The sequence below is a fragment of the Dickeya sp. ws52 genome, assembly GCF_007210685.1.
Lineage (GTDB): Bacteria > Pseudomonadota > Gammaproteobacteria > Enterobacterales > Enterobacteriaceae > Dickeya > Dickeya chrysanthemi.
The window spans coordinates 124,904-137,131 of sequence record NZ_SZVX01000001.1 but is presented as its reverse complement, the minus strand read 5'-3'; the positions used below and the strand labels follow the sequence as shown (position 1 = coordinate 137,131).

Here is a 12,228-nt window from a genome sequence, read left to right as displayed (position 1 = left end):
CATTCTGTTAGCGTGATCGGCAGCGAAAATAGCGTATGGAGAGTACCGATAGTTTCTTCAGGCACACAGGATGGAACTTTGTATATTACAAAACCACAGAATGAATGGTGTTGCTCATCAGGTCAGCCATACATGACTAAACCCTCGTCAGCGACAATCGGTATGTTACAATAAATTTTAACGATTACTGACCGGTGAATGCCGTTGAACGAGGAGCCATGGCGCAACTTTATTTTTATTATTCCGCGATGAATGCAGGGAAATCCACCGCACTGTTACAGTCATCATATAACTACCATGAAAGAGGAATGCGAACTCTGGTGTTTACGGCTGAAATAGATGACCGTACCGGGCGAAGCGGCGTTGTGAGTTCTCGTATCGGCCTTTCTTCGCCGGCGCTATTGTTTAACGAGCAGACAGATTTATTCCGAGTGCTTGAGCAGGCGCATCGCCAGCAAACTATTCACTGTGTGTTAATTGATGAAAGTCAGTTTTTGACGCGTGAGCAAGTGAATGCGCTGTGTGATGTTGTCGATCAATTAGACATTCCTGTTCTTTGTTATGGCTTACGTACCGATTTTCGCGGGGAATTGTTCAGCGGCAGTCATTATTTATTAGCCTGGGCAGACAAGCTGATAGAGCTTAAAACCGTCTGCCATTGCGGGCGTAAAGCGAATCACGTATTGCGGGTAGACTCACAGGGTAAACCCGTCATTGAAGGCGAACAAGTCGTCATTGGCGGCAATGAAAGTTATGTATCGGTATGTCGTAAGCATTATAAAATTGCGTTGGGATTGACCCGGCCTGAAACACAATAAGCCATATCGTTAATAGGTTAAGCGTTTAGCCAGCCTTATTAATAACCGGATGTACGGAATCGTTATCCGGTTTTGATTGCCAGAAAAAATTGATAATTTAAATTAAATATTCGTTACCAAGTGAGTATAACCGCCTTGCTTTAAGGTGGAGAAGCTAAGATGGAGAAGCGTTGAGTACACTCTCCCGATATCTCTTCATGATTCCGGTTCAGACACCTATCAAAACCGATGTAAAGGGCCATAGCAGCCGCAAGGGCGTGTTGCTATTGTGACGTCACGGGTTATAGCAACGTTTTACTCAAGAGCCGTTTAGTGCGGTTGTTTTAATGCATGGGTTTTTAATACATGGGCAGCTATTTCGAGGTTTGGATTTAAGCATGGTTAAACGCGGATAATTAATGTGATGTGAGGGCATAAAAAAACCCCGTGCCAGGGGCACAGGGCGTGTGGAGAAATAAACGTTTACCTGCAGTTATCAGTTGACCGCTTTTTTCTCTTTTTTCTCGCTTTTTTCTGTTTTAGCCGCGGTACTGGCAACTGCCGGAGTTGCTTTGGCGTCGGCAGCGGTATGCTCAATAAACGGACGGCCGTAGAATGAATCCAGCAGGATCTGTTTCAGTTCGGCAATCAGCGGGTAACGCGGGTTGGCGCCGGTGCACTGATCGTCGAAAGCATCCTCAGAAAGTTTGTCCACTTTGGCCAGGAAGTCGGCTTCTTGTACGCCAGCTTCACGGATAGAGGTTGGGATACCCAACTCTTTCTTCATGCTTTCCAGCCAGGCCAACAGTTTCTCGATTTTCTGAGCGGTACGGTCGCCCGCGGCACCCAGACCGAGGTGATCGGCTACTTCCGCATAACGACGACGTGCCTGCGGACGGTCATATTGACTGAACGCGGTCTGTTTGGTCGGGTTATCGTTGGCGTTATAACGAATCACGTTACAAATCAACAGTGCGTTGGCCAGACCATGTGGGATATGGAACTCAGACCCCAGTTTATGCGCCATGGAGTGGCAGACGCCCAGGAAGGCGTTGGCAAACGCGATGCCGGCAATGGTTGCCGCATTGTGGACGCGTTCGCGGGCAACCGGGTTTTTGGCGCCTTCATGGTAGCTGGCCGGCAGATTTTCTTTCAGAAGTTTCAGCGCTTGTAACGCTTGTCCGTCGGAGTATTCGTTCGCCAATACGGAAACATAGGCTTCCAGCGAGTGGGTGACGGCATCCAGACCGCCGAATGCACACAGCGATTTCGGCATGTTCATCACCAGATTGGCGTCGACAATCGCCATATCCGGCGTCAGCGCATAGTCGGCCAACGGGTATTTCTGACCGGTGGCATCGTCGGTCACGACGGCGAACGGCGTTACTTCAGAACCTGTACCTGAGGTCGTCGTGACGGCGATCAGTTTGGCTTTTACGCCCATTTTCGGGAACTTGTAGATACGTTTGCGGATATCCATGAAACGCAGCGCCAGTTCTTCAAAATGGGTATCCGGGTGTTCGTACATAACCCACATGATCTTGGCGGCATCCATCGGCGAACCGCCACCCAGCGCGATAATCACGTCGGGTTTGAACGCGTTCATCTGTTCCGCGCCTTTGCGAACGATACTGAGCGTTGGGTCGGCTTCTACTTCAAAGAAGACATCGGTATCCAGACCTTGTTGTTTCAGTACGGAAGTGATCTGGTCGACATAGCCGTTGTTAAACAGGAAACGGTCGGTCACGATAAACGCGCGTTTTGCACCATCGCTCGCCACTTCTTCCAGCGCGATCGGCAGGGAGCCGCGACGGAAGTAGATTGATTTGGGAAGTTTGTGCCACAGCATGTTTTCAGCTCGCTTAGCCACGGTTTTACGGTTGATCAGGTGCTTCGGTCCGACGTTTTCAGAGATGGAGTTACCGCCCCATGAGCCGCAGCCCAGCGTCAACGACGGCGCCAGCTTAAAGTTATACAGGTCGCCGATGCCGCCTTGTGACGCCGGCGTATTGATCAGAATACGCGCGGTTTTCATCTTGTCGCCGAAATAATTGACGCGATGCGCCTGATTGTCCTGATCGGTATACAAGCAGGAGGTATGACCGATCCCCCCCATGGCGACCAATTTTTCCGCTTTGTTGACGGCGTCTTCAAAATCTTTCGCTCGATACATCGCCAGTGTCGGGGAGAGCTTCTCGTGAGCAAACGGTTCGGATTCGTCGGCATTCGTTACTTCACCGATCAATACCTTGGTGCTGGCTGGTACGGAAATACCCGCCATTTCTGCGATTTTGGTGGCCGGTTGGCCGACGATGGCGGCATTGAGCCCGCCGTTTTTCAAAATAATCGCCTGTACCGCCTGCAATTCTTTCCCTTTAAGCAGGTAGCCGCCATGTGTCGAGAAGCGTTCGCGTACGGCATCATAGATTTCATCAACCACGATAACCGATTGTTCGGATGCGCAAATCACACCGTTGTCGAAGGTTTTCGACATCAAAATCGATGCTACCGCTCGTTTGATATCCGCGGTTTCATCAACGACGACCGGCGTATTGCCTGCACCCACGCCAATAGCCGGTTTACCCGAGCTGTAGGCCGCTTTGACCATACCCGGCCCGCCTGTCGCCAGGATCAGGTTGATATCCGGGTGGTGCATCAGCTGATTGGACAGGTCTACCGACGGTTCATCAATCCAGCCGATAATATCTTTAGGCGCGCCCGCGGCGATGGCTGCCTGCAACACGATGTCTGCCGCTTTGTTGGTGGCGTTTTTGGCTCGTGGGTGGGGAGAGAAAATAATGCCGTTACGGGTTTTCAGGCTGATTAATGCCTTGAAAATAGCGGTAGAGGTGGGGTTCGTGGTCGGAACGATACCGCAGATCAGGCCGATAGGTTCGGCAATGGTAATGGTACCGAAGGTATCATCGACGGACAGCACGCCGCAGGTTTGCTCATCCTTGTAGGCGTTATAAATGTACTCGGAGGCGAAGTGGTTTTTGATTACCTTGTCTTCGATAATACCCATGCTGGATTCGGCGACGGCCATTTTTGCCAGCGGAATACGGGCATCAGCGGCAGCCAGCGCGGCGGCGCGGAAGATCCGATCGACCTGCTCCTGAGTGAAATTCGCGAATTCCTGCTGCGCTTTTTTGACGCGTTCGACCAAAGCGTTAAGTTCAGCAACGTTTGTTACGGCCATAATGCTCTCCTGTAATGTTAAACTCTTTCAGTCAATGGTCAGCCCGTTGAATAAGCAGTATAGATAATGGTTGTGACGCCTGATAATTTGGCGTCGGCGATTATCCATTGACTCAAAGCGCTCCTGATAAATCGTGTTACCGGTTAATGCCGTGATCGCCGGTTTCTTAATACTCTGTTTAACGTTGTCACCGACATAACGCTATCGTTCATTGCCGTGAGTGGTTACCTCTAAGATGACAGCAGGATACCCCGTTAGTGGGCGATTTTTTGTGATCGCCTTCGCTAAAACGTCAAGCTGACACCATTCAGCATGGCTGTTTTTGAGAGCTAATGTCATCTTTCGGTAAGATTTGTTAAAAATAAATAACTATTTCATTGGTGGCTTTATGCGAATTTGTATCGGGAGTTGGCGTGAAGACAGAGTATGATCATTAAGTCTGTGGGAGACGCGCCGTACGTTGTGATTGTACCGGTCGCGGATGTTGTGGTGCGAGGTGTCTCGGCAGTGGAAACTGACGTCGACAATCATGTTCAGAGGTGATGTGTGGCTCAACCTATGCTGGATTTCTCCGGCTACATCAAGTTTTTTATTGGGTTGTTTGCGTTGATTAATCCGGTGGGTATTCTCCCTATCTTTATTAGTATGACCAGCTATCAGCCGGGGGAAGGGCGGGCGAGAACGAACCTGACTGCGAATGTCTCTGTGGTGATCATTCTCTGGGTCGCGCTGTTCTTTGGCGACGCTATTCTGCGGCTGTTTGGTATTTCGATGGATTCGTTCCGGATTGCAGGCGGTATTCTGGTGACCACTATCGCTATGTCGATGATCAGCGGCAAACTGGGTGAGGATAAACAGAATAAGCAGGAGAAAACGGAAACCGCCAATCGGGAAAGTGTGGGGGTTGTACCGCTGGCGTTGCCATTAATGGCCGGGCCGGGGGCGATCAGCTCTACGATTGTCTGGAGTTCCCGCTATCACGGCTGGCAAAATTTGTTGGGGTTATCTGCCGCGATTGCCGTGTTTGCGTTTTGTTGCTGGCTGTTGTTTCGGGCGGCGCCGGCGTTGGTACGATTGCTGGGGCAAACCGGCATCAACGTGGTGACCCGTATTATGGGATTGTTGTTGATGTCGCTCGGTATTGAATTCATTGTCACGGGGGTGCGCGCCCTGTTTCCCGGTTTGCTATAACGGGTGCGGGTCTATCCCCCAAATAATTCGAGTTGCAGGAAAACCAACGTACCTGCAACGTGAAGTATGACGGGGAGAAGTATGACGGGGATATGGCGTTGATTAAAACGCACGCAGATATTCCACTCCACGCCTTATCGTATTTAGTGCATACCTTATTTTTATTAATATTTTTTACTTATGCTATTTCTCGGCAATAGCCGGTAGAAAAAAGTCTATCCCTTACTATTATTTATCTCACCGAGCGACATAACTTATATTTATGGGTTATCTCATGCCTTAGATAAGCTAATGCATATGGCACGATACGAAGCGGGTGGTCTTCCGTCGTGTGAACGCCTATTCGCTGTTAATTTATTCACATGCACAAGGGATTGAATCAGTCATGGTGGGATGTTGGGTAGAAGTGTTTTATCGTGCATTTTTTACCCCGGACTACTGTTAATGCTTTCATAGTTACAAGTTATTGGACAATCTGCTGTTGTGCGAAATTTTACCGACCTGATACAGGGGGCGGATGTTTTTGTATCCATTTGCGGGCTTAGATCATTTTGTGACTTTCCGAGATGGAAAAGAAATTTAAGTAACAGCCTGCAAAATCTATTGGCGAAGACGAGTTCTTCTGATACGTTCGGCATCACGCTATTCTCCTCGGTCGTTACGGATAAGTTAATTTTATTAGAGCGTTATCCCAGACGGCTTTCTTTGCAGGGGGGCGTACCATCAGGGAAGAGTGGAAATGGCTGTAAACTGCCGGTTCTCGGAGAGGACTACGGCAGCTTTTGGGTTGCCAAAAATGTGCTGTTTTTATCTCTGTTGATTTTTCCAACACGTTGGTGCGGCACTGTAGGTATCTGGCTGTGTTGCGTGGATAAAACAATTTAGATGTGATTGAGCGGCCGTGTTGCCAGATTCGTTCCTCTGGTGGCGATGATATCTGTCTGCTTAATACGTACAAAAAGTTATGTGCCTGATTGGGTGATAACAGTAGAACAGGAGCAAGGTAAATAATGGTAAACAACACTATTAAAAAAACACTGGCGGTCAGCATTCTCGCTGCTATTACTGCCTCTGCCGGCGTTTCCGCCTGGGCCGCTACGGTGCCGGCCGGCGTCCAACTGGCTGAGAAGCAGGAACTGGTACGTAACAACGGTTCCGAAGTCGCCTCGTTGGACCCGCATAAAATTGAGGGCGTGCCGGAATCGAATATCGCGCGTGACCTGCTGGAAGGGCTGTTGGTTACCTCTCCGGACGGCCATCCGGCTCCGGGTGTGGCAGAAAGCTGGGACAACAAAGAGTTTAAAGTCTGGACCTTCCATCTGCGTAAAGACGCCAAATGGTCCAACGGCGATCCGGTTACCGCTCAGGATTTCGTTTACAGCTGGCAGCGTATTTCTGATCCGAAAACCGCTTCTCCTTACGCCAGTTACCTGCAGTTTGGCCATATCGTGAATATCGATGACGTTGTGGCAGGCAAAAAATCTCCTGATGCGCTGGGCGTGAAAGCAATCGACGATCACACGTTTGAAGTGACGCTGAGCGAACCGGTTCCGTATTTCTATAAACTGCTGGTTCACCCGTCTACTTTCCCGGTGAATAAGAAAGTGGTCGAAAAGTTCGGCGACAAATGGACCCAACCGGCCAACTGGGTCGGCAATGGTGCTTATAAGCTGAACGAATGGATCGTGAACGAAAAAATCGTTCTGGAGCGCAACCCGAATTACTGGGATAACGCCCACACCATCATTAATAAAGTGACTTATCTGCCGATCTCCTCCGAAGTGACGGATGTTAACCGCTACCGCAGCGGCGAGATCGACATGACCTATAACAACCTGCCGATCGAACTGTTCCAGAAGTTGAAGAAAGAGATCCCCAACGAAGTGAAGGCGGATCCGTATCTGTGCACCTACTACTATGAGATCAACAACCAGAAAGCGCCGTTTACCGATCCGCGCGTGCGTCAGGCGCTGGTGTTGGGCCTGGATCAGGACATTCTGGTCAACAAGGTGAAAGGTCAGGGCGATACCCCGGCGTTTGGTTTCACTCCGCCTTACATCGATGGTCTGGATGGCAAACTGACGCCGCCGGAGTGGGTGGGCTGGTCGCGTGAAAAACGTAACGCCGAGGCGAAGAAACTGCTGGCTGAAGCCGGCTTCACGGCTGAAAAACCGCTGACGTTCAACCTGCTGTATAACACGTCCGATCTGCACAAAAAACTGGCTATTGCCGCCTCTTCTATCTGGAAGAACAACATTGGCGTCGAAGCTAAACTGGAAAACCAGGAGTGGAAAACCTTCCTGGATAGCCGTCATCAGGGCACATTCGATGTCGCTCGTGCCGGCTGGTGCGCGGACTATAACGAACCGACCACGTTCCTGAATATCATGATCGCCAACAGCAGCAGCAACACTTCGCATTACAAGAGCGCAGATTTCGACAAGTTGATGGCGAACGCGCTGGCCGCCAAGACCGAAGAAGAACGTGCTAACGTCTACAGACAGGCTGAAACGTTGCTGGAAAAAGACGCCGTCGTGGTTCCGGTGTACTATTATGCCAACACCCGTCTGGTTAAACCGTATGTGGGCGGCCTGACAGGTAAAGATCCGCTGGATAACCTGAACGTTAAAAACCTTTATATTATCAAGCATTAATGATGAAGGGGCAGGTGTCGGCTGGCACCCGCCCCTTATTCGGTTTGATAAACAGAAGCGAAATTTTCAGACCGGTTTTATAGGTAAGGTCAATGTTAAAATTTATTTTCCGTCGTTGCCTGGAAGCAATCCCGACGTTGTTCATCCTGATTACTATTTCGTTTTTCATGATGCGACTGGCCCCGGGAAGTCCGTTTACCGGAGAACGCAATCTTCCCCCTGAAGTTATGGCGAATATCGAAGCCAAATACCATCTGAACGATCCGATGCTCAAACAGTATGGTAATTATCTGGTGCAATTGCTGAAAGGCGATTTCGGTCCGTCTTTTAAGTACAAAGATTATTCGGTCAACGATTTGGTCGTGCGGGCATTCCCGGTATCGGCCAAATTGGGGATCGCCGCTTTTCTGCTGGCGGTGGTGCTGGGGGTAACCTCCGGCGTAATTGCCGCGTTGAATCAAAACAGTAAATGGGACTACACGGTAATGGGGTTTGCCATGACCGGGGTGGTGATCCCCAGTTTTGTGGTTGCGCCACTACTGGTGCTGGTCTTCGCGATAACCCTACGTTGGTTGCCGGGGGGCGGCTGGAACGGCGGTGCGCCAAAATACATCATTCTGCCGATGGTCGCGCTTTCCTTGTCTTATATCGCCAGTATTGCTCGTATTACCCGTGGCTCAATGATTGAAGTGCTGCATTCAAACTTTATCCGTACTGCACGCGCCAAAGGGCTACCGCTGCGCCGGATTATTTTGCGTCATGCACTGAAACCTGCGTTGTTGCCGGTGCTTTCTTATATGGGACCTGCGTTCGTGGGGATCATTACGGGCTCCATGGTGATTGAAACCATTTTTGGTTTACCTGGTATTGGTCAGTTATTTGTTAACGGTGCGTTGAACCGTGACTATTCGCTGGTGCTTAGCCTGACTGTTTTGGTAGGCGCGCTGACCATTCTGTTTAATGCGGTCATCGATGTGCTGTATGCGGTCATCGATCCGAAGATCCGTTACTAAGGTAAATCACTGATGTTTTGGAATAAACGTAACCGCGAAGCGCTGGATAATTTCAGCGAAAAACTGGAAGTGGAAGGGCGCAGTCTGTGGCAGGATGCGCGTCGTCGTTTTATGCACAACCGGGCGGCGCTGGCCAGTCTGTTTGTCCTGGCGCTTATTACGCTGTTTGTGGTTCTCGGCCCGATGGTGGCGCCGTTTAATTATGCGGATACCGACTGGAATATGATGTCCAGTGCGCCTGATATGGCGTCGAAACACTATTTCGGCACGGACTCTTCCGGTCGCGACCTGCTGGTGCGCGTAGCCATCGGCGGGCGTATTTCCCTGATGGTCGGCGTGGCTGCTGCGTTAGTGGCGGTTATTGTGGGAACGCTGTATGGCGCGGCGTCCGGCTATGTCGGCGGTAAAGTTGACTCGGTCATGATGCGTCTGCTGGAGATCCTCAACTCCTTTCCGTTTATGTTCTTCGTTATTTTGCTGGTCACCCTGTTTGGGCAAAATATCCTGCTGATCTTTGTGGCTATCGGTATGGTGTCGTGGCTGGACATGGCGCGTATCGTTCGCGGCCAGACATTAAGCCTGAAACGTAAAGAGTTCATTGAAGCGGCGCTGGTATGTGGGGTTTCCACCCGTAGCATCGTGTTGCGTCATGTCGTGCCGAATGTATTGGGCGTGGTGGTGGTGTATGCATCGCTGCTGGTGCCGAGCATGATCCTGTTTGAATCTTTCCTGAGTTTCCTTGGCCTGGGTACCCAGGAGCCGCTGAGTAGTTGGGGTGCGTTGTTAAACGACGGCGCCAACTCGATGGAAGTAGCACCCTGGTTGCTGCTGTATCCCGCCGGTTTCCTGGTGGTAACTCTGTTCTGTTTTAACTTTATCGGCGATGGCTTGCGTGATGCCCTCGACCCGAAAGACCGCTAAGGAGACGCGTCATATTATGATGAATACGTCAGAAACCCGCGACGCGCTGCTGGATGTTAAAGACTTGCGCGTCACTTTTGGTACGCCTGATGGTGATGTCACGGCGGTAAATGATCTTAATTTCTCGCTCAGCGCCGGTGAAACGCTGGGTATCGTCGGAGAGTCGGGGTCCGGCAAATCTCAGACCGCGTTCGCTCTGATGGGGTTGCTGGCTGCCAATGGTCGTATTGGCGGCTCCGCCCGCTTTAATGGTCGTGAAATTCTTAATCTGCCTGAGCGTGAACTGAACCGCTTGCGGGCGGAAGAGATCGCCATGATTTTTCAGGACCCGATGACGTCACTGAATCCGTATATGCGCGTCGGCGACCAGTTGATGGAAGTGCTGATGCAGCATAAGAAAATGGGCAAAAGCGATGCGTTTGAAGAGTCGGTACGTATGCTGGATGCGGTGAAAATGCCGGAAGCCAGAAAGCGGATGCTCATGTATCCGCATGAGTTTTCCGGCGGGATGCGCCAGCGTGTGATGATTGCCATGGCCCTGCTGTGCCGACCTAAATTGTTGATCGCCGACGAACCGACCACCGCGCTTGATGTGACGGTTCAGGCACAGATTATGACGTTGCTCAATGACCTGAAGCGTGAGTTCAACACCGCGATTATTATGATTACCCACGACCTGGGGGTCGTCGCCGGTATTTGCGACAAGGTTCTGGTGATGTACGCCGGTCGTACCATGGAGTACGGCAGTGCGCGCGAAATTTTCTATGAGCCGACCCATCCGTACTCTCTCGGTTTGCTGAAAGCGATTCCTCGCCTTGATGAAGAGAATGAGGAACTGACCACTATTCCGGGAAATCCGCCTAACTTGTTACGCCTGCCGAAAGGATGCCCTTTCCAGCCGCGTTGTCCCTATGCACAGGAGCAGTGCCAGTATGCACCTGAGTTGACGCCGTTTGGTGAAGGCCGTCTGCGTGCCTGTTTCCGGAGTGTGGGAGAATTAGTATGAACGAACTGGAAAACAAAAAAGTCTTGCTCGAAGTGGATGAACTGAAAGTTCACTTTGATATCCGTGACGACAAGCAGTGGTTCTGGCAACCGGCCAAAAAACTGAAGGCGGTGGATGGCGTAACCCTGCGTTTGTACGAAGGGGAGACGCTGGGCGTGGTCGGCGAATCTGGCTGCGGCAAGTCTACGCTGGCTCGTGCGATCATTGGCCTGGTCAAAGCCACCGGCGGGCGCATTAGCTGGTTGGGTAAAGACCTGCTGGGGATGCGTGATAACGAATGGCGTGATGTGCGTAGCGATATCCAGATGATTTTCCAGGATCCGCTGGCGTCGCTTAACCCACGTATGACCATCGGTGAAATTATTGCCGAACCCTTGCGGACCTATCATCCGAATATGCCGCGTCAGGAAGTAAAAGATCGCGTCAAAACCATGATGATGAAGGTGGGTTTGCTGCCGAACCTGATCAACCGCTATCCACACGAGTTTTCCGGTGGCCAGTGTCAGCGTATCGGGATCGCCCGTGCGTTGATTCTGGAGCCGAAGCTGATTATCTGTGATGAACCGGTTTCTGCACTGGACGTCTCTATTCAGGCGCAGGTGGTGAATCTACTGCAACAACTGCAGCGTGAAATGGGGCTGTCGCTGATCTTTATCGCCCATGACTTGTCGGTGGTGAAGCATATCTCTGATCGTGTGCTGGTGATGTATCTGGGACATGCGGTGGAGCTGGGAACCTATGATGAGCTGTATCATAATCCGCAACATCCTTACACCCGTGCCTTGATGTCGGCGGTGCCGATTCCCGATCCGGACAAGGAGCGCAATAAGCAGATTCAGTTGCTGGAAGGTGATTTGCCGTCGCCGATTAATCCGCCTACGGGGTGTGTGTTCTGTACCCGGTGCCCGGTTGTCGGGCCGGAATGCACCAAAACCCGGCCGGTACTGGAAGGCAGCTTCCGCCATGCCGTGTCCTGCCTGAAAGTGGACCCGCTACCGTAATTCAGTGATACGCCTATCCGTATCAAGTAAAAGAAACGCCCCTGATGGGGCGTTTTGCGCTGTTGGGCAAGCGGTTTTCCTGCCAGTCAGACAGTGCCTGAGAGCGTTACTCTTTCCACAGGATGTGGCACAACTTGTGGTCTTTTTCACGGCAGATCAGAATACGGGCAAAAATATCAGTAAGTTCCCCGCCGTCCTGCTCGGCCAGCCCAATCACCACTTCGGCGAAAAAGTCCGGATTCAGGTCGAAATCCACATGCTCCTGCCAGTCTTCCGCCGGGTCGAACAGTTCTGCACCGCCGCGCTCCTCAAACTGCAGGTTGAACAGCAGGATATCCGCTGGGTCCAAATTATCCGGCGCCAGTTCCAGAAAGATATCGTAAGCCTGCTCCAGCGTTTCATCTTCTGTCAGGCGGTTATTTAAGTCCATACAACATTCCTGTTAA

The 12,228-nt window shown here is 51.1% G+C and carries 9 protein-coding genes; 7 read left to right on the top strand and 2 right to left on the bottom strand.

The features are described from left to right. Positions 1-218: 218 nt before the first annotated feature. The gene (locus FDP13_RS00580) at positions 219-818 is read left to right on the top strand and encodes a thymidine kinase (protein WP_012769907.1); all 600 of its coding nucleotides are present in this window, start codon (positions 219-221) and stop codon (positions 816-818) included. 475 nt (positions 819-1,293) lie between these two features. On the opposite strand, the gene adhE is transcribed toward FDP13_RS00580, so the two are convergent. Then, the gene (gene adhE / locus FDP13_RS00575; RefSeq protein WP_143838167.1) at positions 1,294-3,996 is read right to left on the bottom strand and encodes a bifunctional acetaldehyde-CoA/alcohol dehydrogenase; all 2,703 of its coding nucleotides are present in this window, start codon (positions 3,994-3,996) and stop codon (positions 1,294-1,296) included. 546 nt (positions 3,997-4,542) lie between these two features. On the opposite strand from adhE, the gene FDP13_RS00570 reads away from it, so the two are divergent. From FDP13_RS00570 to oppF, 6 genes are all read left to right on the top strand, one after another. Then, a complete protein-coding gene (locus tag FDP13_RS00570; RefSeq protein WP_012769905.1) occupies positions 4,543-5,187 on the top strand; it encodes a YchE family NAAT transporter in 645 nt (214 codons plus the stop codon). A gap of 1,010 nt (positions 5,188-6,197) precedes the next feature. Continuing rightward, positions 6,198-7,841, top strand: a complete 1,644-nt coding sequence (oppA, locus tag FDP13_RS00565; RefSeq protein ID WP_012769904.1) for an oligopeptide ABC transporter substrate-binding protein OppA — start codon at positions 6,198-6,200, stop codon at positions 7,839-7,841. A 92-nt stretch (positions 7,842-7,933) separates the two neighbouring features. Continuing rightward, complete coding sequence (gene oppB, locus FDP13_RS00560; protein ID WP_012769903.1) at positions 7,934-8,854, top strand: oligopeptide ABC transporter permease OppB; 921 nt, start codon at positions 7,934-7,936, stop codon at positions 8,852-8,854. A gap of 12 nt (positions 8,855-8,866) precedes the next feature. After that, complete coding sequence (gene oppC / locus FDP13_RS00555) at positions 8,867-9,775, top strand: oligopeptide ABC transporter permease OppC (RefSeq protein WP_012769902.1); 909 nt, start codon at positions 8,867-8,869, stop codon at positions 9,773-9,775. Between the two features lie 16 nt (positions 9,776-9,791). After that, positions 9,792-10,781 carry an ABC transporter ATP-binding protein gene (locus FDP13_RS00550; protein WP_143838165.1) on the top strand — a complete coding sequence of 330 codons (990 nt, stop codon included), beginning with the start codon at positions 9,792-9,794 and terminating at the stop codon, positions 10,779-10,781. After that, a complete protein-coding gene (oppF, locus tag FDP13_RS00545; RefSeq protein WP_012769900.1) occupies positions 10,778-11,782 on the top strand; it encodes a murein tripeptide/oligopeptide ABC transporter ATP binding protein OppF in 1,005 nt (334 codons plus the stop codon). The genes FDP13_RS00550 and oppF overlap by 4 nt, the downstream gene beginning before the upstream one ends. A gap of 106 nt (positions 11,783-11,888) precedes the next feature. On the opposite strand, the gene FDP13_RS00540 is transcribed toward oppF, so the two are convergent. After that, on the bottom strand, positions 11,889-12,212 hold the full coding sequence (locus FDP13_RS00540) for an HI1450 family dsDNA-mimic protein (RefSeq protein WP_012769899.1): 324 nt from the start codon (positions 12,210-12,212) through the stop codon (positions 11,889-11,891). Positions 12,213-12,228: the final 16 nt, after the last annotated feature.